Genomic DNA, 20,120 nt, shown 5'->3' with positions numbered 1-20,120 from the left:
GTGCCGTTAGCAGGCTGAACGAAGCCATTCACGGGGCTCGCGCCCCGAAAAAACAGGATCGACCTGCCATGCCCGGAATGTTCTCCAGCCTTCGTGCAAAACTGTTGACCGCCACCCTCGCGGTGGTGGCCACCGGATTCACCGTCACCATCGGCGTCATGTCGTACCAAAGCTACAACGCCGTGCTCGAGCAAGGCGACATCCGCGCCAAGCGCACAGCCGAACTCGCAGCCAAGACCGTATCGCAACACCTCGACCAGTCGATGACGACAGCGCTCGGCCTGCGCCATGTGCTTGAAGGCCTGCGCAGTCACGGCACGGCTGATCGCGACTCGGTCAACGCCATCCTGCGCCGCCAACTCGATGGCAATCCTGCCTTGCTGGGTCTCTTCACCGGCTGGGAGCCGGGCGCCTTCGACGACAACGATGAGCAATTCGCCAATACCCCGGGCCATGACGCCAGTGGCCGTCTGGTGCCCTACTGGAACAGGGGCGACGGCAATCTGAAGGTCGAACCGTTGGTCGACTATGACCAGACCGGCGCCGGTGACTATTACCAGGTCCCCAAGCGCACTGGCCAGCCATTTGTCTCCGACCCCTATGAGTACGAGGTCGGTGGCCGCAAGATGCTGATCGCCTCGCTGGTGCAGCCCGTGATGATACGGGGGCGCTTCTACGGCATCGCCGGCGCCGACATCGCACTTGACGCAATGAGCCAGTGGCTTGGCGACATCAAGCCATTCGGTGTCGGCTACGTCACCATCCTCAGTCAGTCGGGCCTTGTCGTCTATGGCCCTGAGCGCAATGCGGTGGGCAGGACAGCCAGCACACTGCCCGCCCCGGCACTGGCCGCACTGGCCCGTGGCGAGGAGTACAGCTGGCTCGACGACGAAGGCATCAGCCACTTCCTCGAGCGCATCGAGATCCAGGGCGCGGAACACGCCTGGGGTGCCATCGTATCGGTGCCCCGCGAGGTCATCACCGAATCGGCAGATCAACTGCTGCGCACCGCGATCGTGCTCGGCCTGCTCAGCCTGGTTTTGACCGCAGCGGTCATCTTCACGCTGCTGACCGCACTCACCCGTCCGCTCAATCAGCTCGCAAAAGCCATGGAAGACCTTGCCGGCGGCGAGGGCGACCTTACCCGCCGCCTGGATATCCGCAGCGACGACGAACTCGGTCGGGTCGCGGGCAGCGTCAATGCATTCCTGACGTCGCTGCAACGCATGTTCCTTGAGGTACGCGACCAGAGCAACACGCTTGAACACGGCTTGCGCACTGTGACCAATGCCACCCAGCAGGTGGCCGGCAGCTCACGCACCCTCGCCGACACATCCAGCAGCAATGCCGCCACGGTCGAACAAGTCACCGTTTCCATCGGGCACATCGCCGAGCACGCCCGCGAGGCGGACGAAACCATGCTGCAGACCAGCGCCGTCTCACAACGCAGCGCGGCAGCGGTGCGCGCCATGGAGCAACAGATGCAGGGCATCGGCAGCACCATGGAGGGACTGGCAGGCTCGCTTGGCGGGCTTGAACAACGCTCCGGACAGATTGCCGGCGTCGCCCAGGTCATCCGCGAGATCGCCGACCAGACCAATCTGCTCGCGCTCAATGCTGCCATCGAGGCGGCCCGGGCCGGTGAACAGGGCCGCGGGTTTGCCGTAGTCGCCGACGAGGTACGCAAACTGGCCGAACGCACCGGCTCGGCCACCCTGGAGATTCGCGCCACCATCGAATCCATCCGCAACGAAACCCAGGCCGCGGTCGACGGCATGAAACAGGCACGTAACGCGGTTGACGCCGGCATGCTGAAGGCACAGGAAGTGGCCGGCGAAATCGGATCCATCGAAGCCCAGATGGATCAGGCCGCCGGTCGCGTCCGCGAAATCGCGGAAGCGACCCAGGAGCAAAGTTCGGCCACCACCCAGCTGGCGCAGTCGATCGAACAGGCATCATCCATGGTACAGGCAACCGATGCCGCCATTCAGGACGCCTCCAGCACCATCGACGAACTCGGGCGTACCGCCGAACGCCTCGGCCAGCTGGTAGGACGCTTCCGCCTGTAACATTCTCGCGACATATTCCCCTGCAGTGCGCCGCATTCGGCGTCATTGCAGGGCTGGAATTCCTGATCTACCAAAAAGGCCGGGTTTTCAGCGATAATTCTGGTTTTTTCCAGCCGCCCCGGCGGCTTCGAGGCAACCATGTCGCAGTCCAGAAACGTCAAGCCCCCGGTTTTCAACCCGCTCACCGGCGCCATCCGTGCGTTGGCGATGGATGCGGTACAACAGGCCAACTCCGGCCATCCGGGCGCCCCGATGGGGATGGCAGAAATTGCCGAGGTGCTGTGGCGGCACCACCTCAAGCACAATCCGGCCAACCCCAAGTGGGCGGACCGCGACCGCTTCGTGCTCAGTAACGGCCACGGCTCGATGCTGATCTACGCACTGCTGCACCTCAGCGGCTACGACCTGCCGATCGAAGAGATCAAACGTTTCCGCCAGCTGCACAGCAAGACGCCGGGCCACCCGGAATACGGCTACACGCCGGGCGTCGAGACCACGACCGGCCCGCTCGGCCAGGGCATCACCAATGCGGTTGGCATGGCGCTTGCCGAAAAGGTGCTCGCTGCCGAGTTCAACCGTGACGGCCACACCATCGTCGACCATCACACCTACGTTTTTCTCGGCGATGGCTGCCTGATGGAGGGTATCTCGCACGAGGCCTGCTCGCTGGCGGGCACCTGGGGCCTGGGCAAGCTCGTGGCCTTCTACGACGACAACAACATCTCCATTGACGGCCACGTCGAGGGCTGGTTCACCGACGACACGCCGAAGCGCTTCGAGGCCTATGGCTGGCAGGTCATCCGCGATGTCCAGGGCCATGATGCCGCCGAGATCGACGCTGCCATCAAGCAGGCGCATACCAACACCAGCCAGCCCACCCTGATCTGCTGCAAGACCGTGATCGGCGCCGGCGCCCCCAACAAGCAGGGCGGACACGACGTTCACGGTGCCCCGCTGGGCGCTGCGGAAATTGCAGCGGCACGCGCACACATCGGCTGGGATCATGCCCCGTTCGAGATTCCCGCCGACGTCTACGGGGCCTGGGATGGCCGCAGCAAGGGCGCGGCGGCTGAAGCCGACTGGAACACCCGCTTCGCCGCCTATACCGCGGCTTTCCCCGAACTCGCCGCCGAGTTCCGCCGTCGTGTCATCGACAACGCGCTGCCAGCCGACTGGTCGGCGCATGTCGACGCAGTGATCGCCAAGGTGAACGACAAGGCCGAGACCATCGCCACCCGCAAGGCCAGCCAGAACAGCATCGAGGCCTTTGCACCCAAGTTGCCTGAACTGCTTGGCGGCTCCGCCGACCTGGCAGGCTCCAACCTGACGCTATGGTCTGGTGCCAAGGGTGTCAGCCGCGAGACCGGCGGCAACTATGTTTACTACGGTGTGCGTGAATTCGGCATGGCCGCCATTGCCAACGGTGCTGCCCTGCACGGTGGCCTGATCCCCTACACCGCCACCTTCCTGATGTTCAGTGAATACGCACGCAATGCGCTGCGCATGGCGGCGCTGATGAAGCTGCGCCAGATATTCGTATTCACCCACGACTCCATCGGCCTGGGCGAGGATGGTCCCACCCACCAACCGGTGGAGCAGATCGCCACTTTGCGCCTGATCCCCAATATGGATGTATGGCGCCCCTGCGACACCACTGAATCGGCCGTCGCCTGGGCCTGTGCAATCGAACGCAAGACCGGCCCTTCCTCACTGTGCTTCTCGCGTCAGAACCTGCCGTTCCAGAACCGCAGCGCCGAACAGATTGCCGAGATCCGCCGCGGTGGCTACATCCTGTCGGAAGCCGCAGGCGGCAAGCCGCAGGCCGTGATCCTGGCCACGGGTTCGGAAGTTGCGCTGGCCATTGCGGCGCAGAAGTGCCTGCTCGATGACGGTATCGCCGTCCGCGTCGTCTCGCTGCCCTCAACCAATGTTTTCGACCGCCAGGATGCCGCCTACAAGGCCGGCGTCCTGCCTGCCGGCCTGCCGCGAATCGCGGTCGAGGCTGGTGTTACCGACGGCTGGCGCAAGTATGTCGGCCTGGAGGGAGCGGTCATCGGCATCGACACCTTTGGCGAGTCTGCACCCGCAGGCGAATTGTTCAAGCACTTCGGCATCACGGCTGAAAGCGTGGTGCAGGCCGTCAAGCAACGCATTCACTGATTAAAACGTCGTCGTGCCCGGGCCGGCGTTCGATGCCGGCGCCGCGCGCGTCGGCATCGATTTCCAGTTCATCTACGTCCAGTCAGGGAGACTTTTCGATGACCATCAAGATCGCCATCAACGGCTACGGCCGAATTGGTCGCTGCACCGTCCGCGCCCTCTACGAACTCGGTCTGCGCGACCAGTTCGAAATCGTTGCCATCAACGCCTCGGGTGACCTCGCCACCAACGCCCACCTGACCAAGTACGACACCACCCACGGCCGCTTTGCCTTCCCGGTCGAGACCGAGGGTGAAAACACCATCATCATCAACGGCGATCGCATCCCCTTCTTCTCCACCAAGGATCCGCTGGCGATCAACTGGGGCGACCTGGGCGTCGATGTGCTGCTCGAATGCACCGGTGCCTACACCGCCAAGGCCAAGGCCGAGGTGCATCTGAAGCAAGGCGCCAAGAAAATCCTGATCTCCGCCCCGGGTGGCGACGATGTGGATGCCACCATCGTCTACGGCGTCAACCACGACGTGCTGACCAGTGCCATGACCGTGGTTTCCAACGCCTCGTGCACCACCAACTGCCTGGCCCCGGTAGCCAAGGTTCTGCAGGACAACATCGGCATCGAAAAGGGCCTGATGACCACCATCCACGCCTACACCAACGACCAGGTGCTGGTGGATGTGCGTCACAAGGATCTGCGCCGCGCCCGCGCTGCCGCACAGAACATCATCCCTACCAAGACCGGTGCGGCCAAGGCCGTCGGCCTGGTGCTGCCCGCACTCAAGGGCAAGTTCGACGGCTTCGCACTGCGCGTGCCGACCATGAATGTGTCGCTGGTCGACCTCACCTTCACCGCCAGCCGCGCCACCTCGAAGGAAGAGATCAACAGCCTGATGATCGAAGCCTCCAAGGGTGCCCTCAAGGGCGTGCTGGCGGTCAACGAAGCGCCGCTGGTGTCGATGGACTTCAACCACGACCCGCACTCCTCGGTATTCGATGCAACCCAGACCCGCGTCATGGACGGAAACCTGGTCAAGGTGCTGGCCTGGTACGACAATGAATGGGGCTACTCCTGCCGCATGCTGGATGCAGCCAAGGCCCTCGCCAACGCCTGACAACCTTCGGAGTCCATGACCATGAACCGTCTTCTGCTCGCCCTCCTCGCCGCATCGTCGCTGATCGCGTCCGGCTGCGTCTCCAACCCGCTCAAGTCGGACAGTTCGGCGTCCTCCAACAGCGAAAAGCAGGCTGCTGCCCCCGCCAAGGAAGCGGAAAAGCCCGCCACCAAGACCACTGACGGCAAGGCCCACCGCTACGTCAAGTCGCGCGACGGCAGCTTTGATGGCGAGATCTGGGGTACCCCCGCCAAGAACAGCAAGTTCACCGCGCTGCAGATCGGCATGTCCCAGGGTGAAGTCGAGAGCAAGATCGGCCAGGGTAGCGACATGCGGACCTACATGACCGGCAAGGCTTGGATTCCGTTCTACTTCGGCACCGACGGTCATCGCTTCGAGATCTTCTACAAGGGCCAGGGCAGCCTGATCTACACCGGCGGCGGCGTCGGTGGCGGTCGTGGCGTGCTGGTCGGCATCAACCACGACGCCACCGAAGACGGTTACCAGTAACCTTCCCCGGGGTCAGGCCAAGACCTGGCCCCGCTCATTTCCGGAAGCCTGAACATGCCCCTGCAAGTCAAGAAGCTCGCCGAACTTGATGTTCGCGGCAAGAAAGTCTTCATCCGCGCCGACCTCAACGTCCCCCAGGATGATGCTGGCAACATCACTGAAGATACCCGCATCCGCGCCTCCATCCCGTCCATCCAGTACTGCCTGGACAACGGTGCTGCGGTCATGATCACCTCTCACCTGGGCCGCCCTACCGAAGGTACGGTGGGACCGGACGATACCCTGGCACCGGTCGCCGTGCGCCTGGGCCAGCTGCTGCACAAGCCGGTCAAGCTGGTCACCGACTGGGTGGACGGCGGTTTCACCGTCGAACCTGGCCAGGTCGTGCTGCTGGAGAACTGCCGCTGCAACAAGGGCGAGAAGAAAGACAACGAAGAGCTGGCCAGAAAGATGGCCGCGCTGTGTGACGTCTACGTCAATGACGCCTTCGGCACCGCCCACCGGGCCGAAGCCACCACCCACGGCATCGCCCGCTTTGCCCCGGTGGCCTGCGCCGGCATGCTGATGGGTGCCGAGATCGACGCCCTGTCCAAAGCGCTGCACAGCCCGGCACGCCCGCTGGTCGCCATCGTTGGCGGCGCCAAGGTGTCGACCAAGCTCACCATCCTCAAGACCCTGGCAGACAAGGTCGATCAACTCATCGTCGGCGGCGGCATCGCCAACACCTTCCTGCTGGCTGCGGGCAAGCGCATTGGCGAGTCGCTTGCCGAGCCCGAGATGGTGCGCGAAGCCCAGCAGGTCATGGACATCATGAAGGCACGTGGCGCAGAGGTACCGCTGCCGGTCGATGTGGTCGTGGCCGACGAGGTCTCGGCGCTGGCCCGCGCCAACCGGATCTCGGTGGACGAAGTCGGCCCGCACGACCGCATCCTCGACTTCGGCCCGAAATCCTCCGCCAAGCTGGCCGATATCATCGCCCATGCCGGCACCATTGTCTGGAACGGCCCGGTCGGCGTTTTCGAGCACGCCCAGTTCGCCGGCGGCACCAAGATGATGGCATCGGCCATCGCCCACTCCGAAGCCTTCTCGATCGCGGGTGGCGGCGATACCCTGGCGGCCATCGCCAAGTTCCACATCGCCGACGATGTTGGCTACATTTCCACCGGTGGCGGCGCCTTCCTTGAGTTTCTGGAAGGCAAGACCCTGCCAGCGATTGCCGCGCTGGAGGCACGCTTCAACGACTGATGCAGTCGTGTTGCCGTCATACAAAAAGGCGCCATGCGGCGCCTTTTTTTCAATTCAAGGCCCGTTGCCGCCAGGCGGGCATTCGAAAATGCCGGCTCAGTCCCGCGGTGCCGGCCCCCCGATCAGACGATAGGCCAAGGCGCCCAGCACTGCTCCAATGATCGGCGTCAGCCAGAACAACCACAGTTGATCGACTGCCCAGTCACCCACATAAAGCGCAACACCGGTACTGCGTGCCGGATTGACCGAGGTATTGGTGACCGGGATGCTGATCAGATGAATCAAGGTCAGGCACAAGCCGATGGCGATCGGTGCAAACCCCGCAGGGGCTCGGCGATCAGTCGCCCCCAGAATGACGATCAGGAAGAACGCGGTCATCACGATTTCACATATCGCGGCCGCAACCAGGCTGTAACCCCCCGGCGAGTGCTCACCATAGCCATTCGACGCAAATCCACCCGTGACGTCAAAACCCGGCTGGCCCGACGCGATCAGATAAAGCACACCCCCCGCCACCAAGCCACCCAAGACCTGAGATGCGATGTAAGGCAGCAACTGCGCAGCCGGAAAACGCCCCGCAGCCCACAGGCCAACCGATACGGCCGGGTTGAAGTGCCCCCCCGATACATGTCCCACAGCGTACGCCATGGTCAGCACGGTCAGGCCAAACGCCAGCGATACGCCCATCAAGCCAATGCCAACCTCCGGAAAGCCGGCGGCAAGCACCGCACTCCCGCACCCTCCCAGCACCAACCAGAAAGTACCAAAAAACTCCGCGAACAGTCTTGCCATCATGCGCTCCCTGCAAACTTCCTATGAGACTGACGAGAACGGCGACCTTCCGGTCACCCCTTGATCAGAACGTTGCCAGCACGTTCAAGAACCAGCCCCGACTGTTGTACGACAGGTCGGTCAGATCATCGGAATAGTCGGTAAAGTTGTAGCCAGCGCCCACCTTCACGTGCTGGCCGACATGCCTGTACACCGCGACCAGCGCGCCAGCACGAGCATCCTTTGCCTCGGTTGCACGGAGATTGCGCCATTCCAGCAAAGCATCCCACTCCCGCACGAAGTGCCAGTCGGCACGCAACACCAGCAAATCAGCGCGACTCCGGAACCATTCACTGTCCGGATTGGTGAACTTCAAGTCACCGATGCGCAGACCGTACTTCGCACCCAGTGACAGCCAGGGCCAAGCATCCCAGATGGTATCGACCGAGAACACCTGGCTACGTTGAGCATAGTCGGCCGTGCGGCCACTTGCCGACAATTGCCCCGACGACGGCACGTTGTGATAGTTGGTGTACTTGATCAACGTATTCCAGCGATCGTTGTCAATCGGTCGGTAGGCTGCGCCGATAACAAGCTCGTGAAAATCACCATCCCAGAACATCCCTCCACTGTTGCTGCTGCGTGAAATATTGAATTTGCTGATCAGACGCCACGCAGGATCAACCTGATGTCCAAGTGAGTTACGCATCAACCAGGTACGTCCGGTGCCACTCTCGGAAGTGTCACGACGAAATTCAAGACTGCCTGCATAGCGTGTTTTGTCATGTCGATAGCCCAGTGAAAAGCCCACAGCCTGACGCTTGAAATCCCCACCCAAGGGATCCGCGATGCGTCCCAACTCCACCTTAGACCCAACGGTCCACCTATCAGTTGGAGCAAGATCAACGCCAAAGGCTTGCGTCAGCCCCTGCGGACCAGCGCCATGAGTTAACCGGTTCTCACCGAAGATGCGAGCGGTTTCACTAACCCTGTAATCGGCACCAGTCACCCAGACACCATGGCGCCCCCGATAAGCGGACTCCGGGGCTTCGGTTTCCAGCACGTAGTTCAAATATGCATTACTGCGGTCCGAAATCCGGTACTCCCCTCCGAGTAATCCGCCCGGCCCCCCGTTGCCACCCGATGCTTCGGCTTTCAGGCCGAGCCGGTCATGGATCTGATAGCGGCCTCCCATGCCAAGACGATTGTTATCCCGGCGTTCTCCAGAGCGCGAAGCCGTTCCCTGAACAAAACCATAGACATCCCAGTCCTCCGGGCCGCCATCCTCGCGAACGGGGAGATGGTCAATGCGAACAGCGAGATCGGTGCGCTGCCCTTCCTCGCTCAGCGCTGAACTCGCAATACGGCCTGATATGGAGTCACTGCGTCGATCCGTTCTTACTCCCGCCGTCACGGCCCATTGCTCGGCTACCTGCCGGCGCCATGCCAACTCCGTATTACTGCGGTCTTGCAAGTCTCCCTCCCGAACATCCGCCTTAGCGATCAGGCGGTCACGCACCGACAACTCGATGTCGGCGCGTACGCCAGACTGTGTCACCGCCTCGCCATCGATCGAGATTTGGCCTGGCCCGCTAAAACCAGCCTCCCTGTCCTGCCAATAAGCAGACAACTTGCCCTGAGTACCATCAGTCAACTCTGCGAGATCGACCGTCGCCTCAATCCGACGCGCACTGGCCGCGCCGCCCCCCGTTGCACGCTGACTGAAACCGAATCCTCCATCGATCGAACTGACCAGATCATCGCCTGCCCCCCTTGAGCGAGCAAACTCGGCGTGTAGCGTTGTCCCCGGGGCCAGACGCAAGAGTACGTCTGCGCCCTTGAGTGTCTGTCGGGTGGCCTCCTCCCCTTGGCGGAAACCTGTCAGCCCAAGTCGGAGATATTCGTTCAGCCAATGTGTTGCACGCCCCCCAGTCGCAAAGCTGTCCACACGCTCGAAGCCCGGTACGTACTCGTAACTGACCACGAGGTGCAACGGATTTCCGGACAAGGCCGAAGTGTGCAGCAAGCTGCTACCTACCGCGGTTAAAGGCAGCGGCGCACGAAGCAGAATACGCCCCTGAATGTAGTTGACGTCGTAGTCCTGCGCAGGTGTCAACATGTGCCGCTCAAGCACCAGCCCGGAATCCACGTCCCTCACTTCGAGCCAAACGCGCTCGGAGCCCTGCGTGATGTCCTGATTGCGCAGGTAGTACAACGAACCACCCGTCCCACGGAACTCTTCGCGAGCCGACAACGTGCCCGGGTCGGCAGCGAAAACTTCAGCAACTGTGCGACGCTCGCCAAACGAAGTGGCATCATCGGACACGTAGCGTCCTTTCGCGCCATACAGGCCGCGCGAGTACTGGACAAGCTCAGTGCCAGTCCAGCCTGTCCGGAAATTTCCCCACATCACATGTGAGTCGCCTTTCTCGAGCCGAACATAGAACTTACCTTGGGTGGGCGCATCATCCACCGTAGTGCTATCGTCGCCATACACGGGGTAATAGGCGTCGGGATCGATATTCCGCAAAAGGTAACGAGGGTCCTTGGATGAGAAATTGCTGAAGAGATCCTGGAGCGGTTGCTCACGTGTATCGGCAGCCGCAGTCAGCAGCCACTTACCCTTGATCTTACCCTTGAGGTAGAACGCACCTCGTCCATCCACCTGAGTTTCGTTCCGATAGTGCTCCTCGTCGGCGCTGACCATTCTGGCGTTCAGCGGCTTATTCACTGCATTTCGGCCGATGGTCAGATCCGCGATGGCGACATAGAACCAGTCGGTATCCGGAATCGAGACATTACGACGAAAGCCCGCGATGCGACCATCCCCCCCCTCTACCCGAACAGTCACCTCATGCGGTCCAGCGGGCAGGATCTGACGTAACACGAAGCGGCCGTCCGCATCGACCGGCGCCATCATGCCCAGAGCTTCAACCTTGCTACCGGCAGCGAGTTGCCTGCCACTTACGGTGATGGTGCCGCCCTGCACCCCGATGTTGCGCAGCGCGAGCGCATTCTCCCCCCAACCAGTGAGCGCCTCGCGCTCGGACACCTCTCGATCAGCCAGCGGCCGCGGCCGGGCTACTACCGTAAGGGTTTTCAGCGCAGTTTCGTCAAAGCGTCCCTGTTCGTCATATACCCTCAACACATAAAGATAGTCACCTCGATAATTGCCGTCATCGGCCGGAATCTTCCACTCGGTTGACGCCTCCCATGTGAGTGGCAACGTCGCAAGGGGCGTCAACTCCGGTAATTCACCTGTGCGGAAGATGCGCACCTCTGCCTTGCGGATCCAGGCGATATAGTTTGAGTAGCCACGAAAACGCACTACCGAGCCGCGTACCCCGACGTCCTCCTCGACCCATACGTTAAGAGCGGGACGGACGGCCAGATCATCGTACTTGACTTGAATGTCGGCCCGTTCAAGCGCCACATCCGCACAACGCTGACGATCTGCCTCATTCACCCCAACATCCGGGTAGAGGACCTCACCATCTACCGTGACACGGAAGGGCAACGCCTCGGCCTCGCCCAAACTCGCACAACGCTGCGGATCTGCAACCACAAGTGGCGAATCCAAGGCCACCAAGGGAGTCACGTCATACCAAGCACGAATCTCGACCCGGCGATTTCTGGCCATATTCCCGGACGTACTATTGTCAGCCAGCGGCACCCCAGCGCCATGCCCGGAAATTCGGACAGCATCCGCTGTCAACCCCAGTCGCTCACGGAGATATTGTCCCACCGTCAGAGCGCGCGCTTCGGACAACCCCTGGTTGTCGCCAAACAGCTTGGCGGCCCGAGCAGACAACCGCTGACTATCGGTATGACCGACCACCTCGAGACGAATCCCCTGCTTCCCCCGCAGCATACTCGTGAATGCATCCAAGGCCTGTATCGCCGCGACGGTCAGATCCGCCTCACCTGACGCGAACAGCGCACCCACTTGAGCCTCGTTCAATTCGCGCATCGTTCGGGCAGGGACCGTTGGTGCGGCTACTGCCTTCATCTGCAGCAATTCCGACTGTGTCACACCTGAAGGTAACGGGTAAGCCAGTACCGGCTGATACTCCCCTGTAGGAGGCACCATGCGAACCTCGCTTCGGGCATTGTCAATACGCTTGCCGCTCTGATCATCGACAGTCTCCGCGGCCTGCCCGTGAGATACCGGAAACAGCAGCGCGAGTGCGGCCAGCGTTGCCACCCGCAAGTGCGTCAGCTCAGTTGCAGGATGCTTGTTGGGACGCTCGCTCATTTCCGTTCTCCCTGCGCGCCAGCTGCGACAGTCATCGTTTCCATTTCAATCACCAGAGGTGGTCTATCCTCCTTCTCCTGTGTGTGATCGCCCCCACTCGCCGAGTCGCGATGGATGCCGATCAGCTGAGCTTTCGCCTTCTCCAGACGACGAGCAGCAGTTGCTGCGTCCTCACCTGCAGTCAGCCTGTAAGCCAACCTTGCTACGGCTGGCCGTTCGGCCAACCGCGGCGCTAACGCGTGTAGTCGTGCTGTCCACTCCGGCAGCAACTCATCCTGACCATCAAAAGCTCGCATATCGAGTTCAACGCGAAATACCCTGTGTACCGTCGCGCCAAAATTGAGCTTGCTCATCTTTCCTCGCGTCAACCGCACGTCGCGGGGGTTCTCGGTAGTGACTCGGTATCCCGATGGCAAGGTTCGCTCGTCCAGCTTCATCACGAAGTTGCTTCCACGATCCGCATTTGGTACAGCTGCACACGGCACATGGAAACGACCTTCAACATCACTGGTGATAAGCAGACCACGAGCGCTAACCACACGTACATTTGGAATACCCTGCTCACCGTCGTCTTGATATCCGTTGGCATTACGGTCATCGAATACCTTACCGATCAGATCTGCACAGTCGAATACAGGCTCGGGAATGATCCGTACAACGGCCGAAGCAACATTTGAGATCGCTTGATTGCCGAGATGACGTGCGGCCCAGGCGAGGTTGGTGTACTCACCCTCACTGACACCGGCGCCAACCACCAGCACAACCCGAAAGACCTTCTCCTCACCAGGCAAAAAGGTATAGGTGCCCCACCGCAGTTCACGCCCGGCCAACAAAGGCTCAGCGGGCTGAAATGCCTGACTCCCTCCATGGCGTACGCTGCCACTGCCCGAACGGTACTGAAAGCCCGGCGGCATCAGATCGCGCACGTCGACCGCGGTCACGCTGGCACCCAAAGTATTGGTCGCGGTAATCGTGTAAGGGACCAACCCGCCCTTCCCGACGTTTACCAACGGAGTGCTCTTGGTCACAACAATCGCCCCTGTGAAGGGGTCGAGCGGAATGTGGTTATTGATCAGGTCCGCAGACCCGCCGTCCAAATTAAAGCTAAACCAGTACTGAGTGCTTCCGCTCCCTACGGTCAGCTGGGCCGAGGACCCCGGGCAGCTCCCAGGATCATGTACAGGGGTACTTCCCGCCGGCGCCTGGCTACTGCTCTGCACCAGCGCAGGGTCAGGCCATGGTCCAACTTGAAGGGGCGCCACGCAGGCAGGAATCAAGGAAGACGGTCCCGGCAGATAGCCCGAGGGGGAGGTTACAGAAATGGTGTATATCCCGGCGGGAGCACCGGGCAGCAACATAAACTGGTAACGCCCATCAGGCCCTGTGGTCTGAGCAAGTACGCCGCCGACAACCTGCTCGGACGAAAAACCGTTAGGGCCGGAAATTTCCACGACTGCACCTTCGACCGGCAAACGGGTGACGGCGTCATACACCACACCTGCGGGGTCAAGCGGCAAGCTTTGCTCGACGACGTTGTGCCCAGGCAGGATCATTCCACCGAGCGTGCCACCTCCATTGTCTGCGCCTGCAGGGTTGGTCGTGCCATCAACAACCCCTCGCTCGTAGGGAAGACCACGTTCATTTGGCACTGCACGACCATAGATAGCGCCAGTGTCAGGGTCCCGGAAACGCACTTCATACCCACCTCCTGGAATCAGGTCGATGAAAATGTAGTGACCGTTTTCATCCGTGGTTTTGGTGTCAATCACGCGACCATTAAGTAACAGCTCCACGATCCAGCCCGGCAAGCGGGGTTCATCCTGATCCAATCTTCGGTCATGGTTGAAATCGCGCCAGACATGCCCTTCGAGCGTGATGCGCCCACCATCGACCGGGGTCGGATCTGTAGTACTGTTATTGCCTACGGCCTCAGGAGGCTCGCCCCCACCCGACACGGACGCGTTGTTCACCACCATCTGACCGCTTAGCGTGGAGGCCACCGCTACCGGAATGACGATCGCCTGTCCCTGGGCGCCAGCCTCGATTGTTTCCGTGCTGCGGCACGTCACCACCTGTAAGGCAGACGTGCACGTCCAGCCTTGTCCAAAAGGCACCTCCGTCACCTGAAGCCCAGTCGGCAGGGTATCGGTCACGACGATCTCACCACTGCTACTGACCGTACCGACGTTCCGCACCAACAGCGTATAGCTTCCGGTTGCACCGGCGACGAAGCGGGCCGGTGTGTGAGTTTTGCTAACGGTAAGATCGGGGGCCGCAATTACCGGTGCCGGAATCTCGGCGAACAGATTATTGGCGGAAACCGTGGTGCCCCCGCTCAAGTCGATCCCGCTAACCCTACTGGGCAGCACGTTTCGCGCACTGCCCACGCCCCCGGCGGAACCCTCAGTGGTAAGGCCGTTCACAGTACCCGGCGGCTGATTGGGTTGGGTCAAGGCATAGTTATTCCCTTCGGGCACATTCGTGAAGACGAAACTGCCGTCTGCCGCCGAGATTGTCGTCAGATTAACCGGGTTATTATTGATATCGAATCCGACCAAGGTAAAAACCTGACCCCCGAGCCCATAGTCGGCCCCGTTCGCAACCCCATCGTCATTCCAGTCCAGGAACACCCGTCCAAACACACTGCGCCCAGCTGGAATTTCGCCGAAGTTGTTATCAATGGATGCGACATTCGGCGAAAGCACGATCCCGTCGATCACATCGGGCGCTTGGATGGTCGCAACTGCGGGGTTTCCGACTGTAATGCCTCCAATGGTGCCGGCAGTAGTCTTGCCATTGGCCGTTCCTGCTGGCTGTACAGGCTCGGTCAGCACATAAGTGCCGGGCGGCACACCAGCGAATACATAGCTGCCGTCCGATGTGGTGTGCACGGTGGCGCTATAAGAAAGCCCCAACCAATCGACGCCGGCAAGACGAACTTCCACGCCAGCCAGGCCCGGATCTCCTCCCTGCTGCAGGCCATCATTGTTGATGTCCATGAATACCTTGCCGGCAATCGAGGACGGCATCACCTCAGGAAAATTGTTCCCAATCGAGCCACTGACCTTTGGATCGGTCGGATGGCCATCCGAAGTGAGCACGATGCCGGTAATCTGACTGGTGGGAGTCCCCGAGACAGGGTTTGCCGGTGTGCCACCCATCCCGTTACCCGACGCGCCGACTGCAACCCCCGTTCCCGCCACGGGCAACGCATTTAGCGTACCTCCAGGCTGGCTCGGCTGGCATACCGAGTAGCTACCTTCAGGCAAGCCGGAAAACAGATAGTTACCCGCCCCATCCGATACAGCCGATGCCAACAGCGCACCACCGCAACTGGAACCAACTCGGAGCTCCACAACAGCGCCCGCGATGGGTCCATCAGTACCGGCCTGAAAGGCCCCACCATCATTGAGCACATTGTCCCGATAGACCTTCCCCGAGATGTAACCCAAAGTACTGATGGTCAGCGACGCGTCAGCTGGCCCCAGGTTGGCGCCGTAATTGGTCTGCAGCGCTCCCGTCGGAATGTTGTTGTGGTAGGAGCCCGGATCAGTGCCGCTCACCATGACTGTGACCTGGCACCCGCCTGCCTGCACCACTGTGCCACTACCTAGCACCACGCTACGATTTGCCGTGCCAGACACGGTCCCCAGCGTCACACTCCCTGAGGTGCAATTGTGAGACTGGGTACCCGGAAGTGCCGTAATCGGGCTTGCCTGAGTGGGCAGGATATCGGTCAGCGCAGCCGACAGTGTCATCGGGCCATCATTCGGATTGTCAATGAAGATCGTCAGCAGTGAAGTTCCCGCGGGCGGAATCACCGCGGGCTCGAACTGCTTGCTGACTTTAGGCGGACTGGCTATGACGATGCGCGCACGAGTCGGCTCCTCATTGCTCACCCCTTCCAGAGAGCTCACCGCACCCGCTCCGATCGTGTTGGAGTAAGTACCTGGAATGTTACTCAAGACCGATACGTTGATCTGGCAGGTGCCACCGCCCGCGATCCCCCCTTGCGTGAGGCTCACGACAGTCCCCGATGGCTCGGCTGACACCACCCCAGATCCGCATCCGGACATTGCCACCCCGGGAATCGGAGCCACCACCAGCCCTGCCGGGAGCGCATCGCTGAATGACAGCGCCGTCAGTGCCGTTGCGTTCGGGTTATGCAAACGGATCGCCAGTGTATAGGCCACTCCTGCGTCACCATTGGCAACTGAATTCGTGCTGAAACCGAATGTCGACGATGCGTCCAGCGTTTGCCCCGCAATCGCTTTCTGTATCACCAACGGAGACTTGACGCGCAGCGTATCGCTGGTCGGCTGACCATTGCTGACGGGTGAGCCTCCCTGAAGTGCAGTCAGCTCCCCGGCATTGATCACGTTCTGATAGTCACCCGCCGCCGAGGCTGTCACGTCCAGTTCGACATAGCAGCTGGCAGGACTCCCTGAGGATCCCCCGGTAAGCTGGCCTGCACTCAGCGCAACTACACCCACATCCGAGAGATCAACCACCGCGCCGCAGGTATTGGCCAGATTTGCAGGGGTAGCCACAATCAGACCCGCCGGCAGAGTGTCGCTGAGAGCGACATTACTGACGGGCTGTGATGTCGGATTGTAAAGTGTGATGCGCAGCCGGGATCTGCCCCCCGGCTCGATCACCCTGGGGGAGAACTGCTTGACGATACCGATGCTCGCCCCGGTCTGCAGCGAAGTCTGAACCTGGTCGCCGTTACTGACCCCCTGGTCACTGCTAATCGCACCGGCGGGCAGGATCGCCGCCACGTTGCCCGCGTTGAGCATGGTGACATCCACCGTCATCATGCATGTGGCACCAACCGCCAGACTGGCACCCGACAGGGACCAGGATGTCGCACCGGAACCCGCACCGACCAATCCACCAGTACATGTTGTCGTTGCATTCGCGACATTGGCGATGCGCTCACCTGTCAGCGAACCCGTTGCCAGTCCATCGTTAGTAAACCAGTTGGTCAGCCCCAGATTCGTGAGCTCAAATGCACTGTTGTTCTGGATGGTGATCGTCAATTGCGTGACCGCTCCAGGTGCCGCAATCGATCCCGAGGCATGGGCGATCGCAACGGCCAGCCCCCCACCAGACAAACGCCCCAATGTGGCACCAAAAGGCGCCTGATTACGTACCGCCCCATCGGCCTCCAAGCCGCCGATCGGAATAGTGTTGGTCCACGCCGCCCCACCGGTTGCGGTGACATCGAACAGGAAATCACAGCTTCCGTAGGCCGGAATGACGCCCCCGCTCAGGGTCGCCTGAGAACTGCCCGCCACCACGTCAATCACAATCGGGCCGTTGCAGGTACTGTAAGCGTTAGGCGGGTCCGCCACTACCATCCCGGCAGGTAGCACGTCATGCGCCCTGACTCCGCTGAGCACACCTGCCTGAGCATTCTGCAATGACATGCGCACAGTCGATCGGCCACCTTCCTGAATGCTGGCTGGTGTAAAGATCTTGCTCCCACTCAAGGCGGACTGGAAAACCACCGACGCGGAAGTCGACGCGACATTACTGACACTATCCGGACTTCCATCCGGAAGAGTTTGTGTCGCGGACCCCACGCCCGCGGCGAGCTCGTTCACATACGTCCCTGCGGGTGCAGTAACGTTGAAGGTCACTGTGCAGCGGCCATAACTACCAAGGCCACCGTTTTCACGTGCCGGAACGGTAGCGTTACTGACGGAGAACATCCGGCGGTCCGATGCGACAGAGAGCGTTGCGCCCACGCATGTGCTGGACATATTGGGAGGATCAGCCACCAGCAACTGCGCTGTCGGATCGACATTGGCGACCGGTAGCGAATCGACCACCTGCGCCGACGTCAATGGATTTGCCGATAGATTGACCAGTGAGATCGTCACCGTCGCGGGTGTCCCTTCGGGTTTGGTCGGCGCGTCAAATCCTTTCTCAAGCACCAGAGCGCTTCCGGCAACATCGAAGCTCACATTGGAGCTCGCCGCATGGTTGCAAATCAGACCATCACATACGCCACCTGCCGGAATCTGGTTCGAGATGGAGGCAGGAGCCCCGCCCTCAGGGACCTTTGCCCAGAAAACCAAGACGCATGTGGTGGCTGTCGCTCCGGTATTGGCCAGCATGCCAAACGTGAAGGTTGGATCACTGGAAGTGCCCCCCAGCGTGACACCTCCTGGTGCAACGCATCCTGCCCCAGACACGGAGGGATCCGGCTTTGACGAATTGCCAGAGGTCAGTAGCATCATCCCGCCCTGCAACTGATCTGAAACTGTGATCGTCCTCCCTGCATTTGAGAAGTTGTTGACAGTCACGGAGAATCTCACCGGATTGCCCGGCGCGACAACGGCAGGACTCCGCTCCTTTTCGACCAAAAGTTGATTGACAACGTTGACCGAGTGTTCGACAAAATTACTAACCACACCAGCAGGACTGGTAACCGCAACACCACTCTCGAGAATTCGATTGATGAACGACTGCTGGATCCCCAGAACATCCTGTGCACCGCGGTAAGTCACCGTAATCGTGCAGCTTGTTCCAGGAGCGAGCACACCTGACCCGTAGGACACTGCCTGACCGTTGTGCACCAGTCCTGACAAGGCTGAGCCTGCACCACAGGACTGCGCCACACTCTGGATCGTCAGCCCACCAGGGCCCGCATGCCCGTTGTCAATATCATCCGAGAAAGCGCCTAAGGTCAGCGTCGACAACGGGCTTTCGTTGTTCAGCACAATCGTTAGCGTTGCATCCATGCCTTGAGCAATGGTTTGCGGCGCAAACATCTTAGAGACCCGTAGCGGGCCATTTACGGTGAGTTGGCGCGATGCGTTTACGGCGCTCTGCTGTCGCCGATTGTGGAAATCCGTGCTGCCATTGATGACATTGGTCTGGCTTTGGGAATAACTGACATCAGACCCAGTGGCCAGGACATTCACCGCCAGAGTACACGAGCCACCTGCTGCGACAACGCCTCCACGGGCCTGGATCAGCGTATCGTCAGGCGCGGGAACATTCACCCACGTCGGCGCAACACCGCTACCCGTGCAGGAGATGGCGGGGTCAGGCGCGGTCGTTCCACCACTCCCGGACACCTTGAGCCCATAGTCTCCCAAACGGTCCTGAATCGCCCAGGCAGGGGCGTCGCCCGTTCCATTCAAGGCCAGCGCCTGCGCGGATGGATTGCTGATCGTCACGGTCAGTCTGCTGTGCTGATCAGCCTTGACGATGGTGTTTGGACTGAAGTTCTTCGAAAGCGTCGGCGCCGCCAGGGCCTGAAAACTCAATGACTGGGAAGCTGGAACAACACCGCTGCCAGTAACCGGCATTGCCTCGTGCATGCCACTGACTGCAGATTGCGCAACCGTATTGACCAGGTTTCCAGCCACATAGGACGTAACGGGTACGGTGATGACACACTGCCCTTGATTGACACCCCCATTGCGGGGAGGAACGACCCCATTGCCAACCACGATACGCTGCTTATCAGCACCCAAACTCGACAGCAAGATGTTCCCGCCAAACGCAGTCGGTGCGCCGTTTCCATCCGTACAGTTCGTCGTGATTGCTCCTGCACCGCCGACCACCTGCCAACCATCCGGCATGTCATCATTGAAGGCGAGATCGGTGATGTCACCGGTATCAAAGTTGTTGCCGACAATCAGCTGAAAGGTCTGCGTATCACCGATATAACATGACGTCGCACCACATCCGGTATCAACCCGAGTCTTGCTGAGCGTCAACTGCGCACTCGCCAGCCCTGGCAACAGCAACCCGACCGACGCCGTTACCGTGACCAACCATCGAGCCAACGACGAACTCGCCGACCGCGGCCCCGCGACAGAAGGCGCAAGACAATCGTATTCATTTGAACTTTCCAGGCACGTCTCTTTCATGGCTTCTCAATGACATCCGGAAGCCCCGAAGACACGAGTCTGACACTGAAGACAGACAAGAACACCTGCGCTCACGGGACTCCGAGATGACCTTTTATTGATGGTC

At 60.7% G+C, this 20,120-nt stretch carries 8 protein-coding genes; 5 read left to right on the top strand and 3 right to left on the bottom strand.

The features are described 5' to 3' along the window. Positions 1–68 precede the first annotated feature (68 nt). The 5 genes from DNK49_RS09250 to DNK49_RS09230 all read left to right on the top strand — a co-directional run bounded on the left by DNK49_RS09250 (position 69) and on the right by DNK49_RS09230 (position 7,096). Positions 69–2,069, top strand: a complete 2,001-nt coding sequence (locus DNK49_RS09250) for a methyl-accepting chemotaxis protein (RefSeq protein ID WP_110524057.1) — start codon at positions 69–71, stop codon at positions 2,067–2,069. A 138-nt stretch (positions 2,070–2,207) separates the two neighbouring features. After that, positions 2,208–4,229 (top strand): transketolase, encoded by a 2,022-nt coding sequence (gene tkt, locus DNK49_RS09245; protein WP_110524056.1) that lies wholly within the window; start codon positions 2,208–2,210, stop codon positions 4,227–4,229. A gap of 98 nt (positions 4,230–4,327) precedes the next feature. Beyond that, complete coding sequence (gene gap, locus DNK49_RS09240; RefSeq protein WP_110524055.1) at positions 4,328–5,341, top strand: type I glyceraldehyde-3-phosphate dehydrogenase; 1,014 nt, start codon at positions 4,328–4,330, stop codon at positions 5,339–5,341. Between the two features lie 21 nt (positions 5,342–5,362). Further along, positions 5,363–5,851 (top strand): hypothetical protein, encoded by a 489-nt coding sequence (locus DNK49_RS09235; protein WP_207806930.1) that lies wholly within the window; start codon positions 5,363–5,365, stop codon positions 5,849–5,851. A 60-nt stretch (positions 5,852–5,911) separates the two neighbouring features. Then, positions 5,912–7,096, top strand: a complete 1,185-nt coding sequence (locus tag DNK49_RS09230) for a phosphoglycerate kinase (protein WP_110524215.1) — start codon at positions 5,912–5,914, stop codon at positions 7,094–7,096. A gap of 96 nt (positions 7,097–7,192) precedes the next feature. On the opposite strand, the gene aqpZ is transcribed toward DNK49_RS09230, so the two are convergent. From aqpZ to DNK49_RS09215, 3 genes are all read right to left on the bottom strand, one after another. After that, complete coding sequence (aqpZ, locus tag DNK49_RS09225; protein WP_110524214.1) at positions 7,193–7,888, bottom strand: aquaporin Z; 696 nt, start codon at positions 7,886–7,888, stop codon at positions 7,193–7,195. A gap of 64 nt (positions 7,889–7,952) precedes the next feature. Next, on the bottom strand, positions 7,953–12,122 hold the full coding sequence (locus DNK49_RS09220; RefSeq protein WP_110524053.1) for an OmpA family protein: 4,170 nt from the start codon (positions 12,120–12,122) through the stop codon (positions 7,953–7,955). Next, positions 12,119–20,014: a DUF7933 domain-containing protein gene (locus DNK49_RS09215; protein ID WP_110524052.1), complete on the bottom strand. Its 7,896-nt coding sequence runs from the start codon at positions 20,012–20,014 to the stop codon at positions 12,119–12,121. The genes DNK49_RS09220 and DNK49_RS09215 overlap by 4 nt, the downstream gene beginning before the upstream one ends. Positions 20,015–20,120: the final 106 nt, after the last annotated feature.

This window comes from Parazoarcus communis SWub3 = DSM 12120 (genome assembly GCF_003226565.1).
GTDB lineage: Bacteria > Pseudomonadota > Gammaproteobacteria > Burkholderiales > Rhodocyclaceae > Parazoarcus > Parazoarcus communis.
Note: the sequence above shows the minus strand (reverse complement) of the source record. Positions and strands in the feature narration are given on the sequence as shown.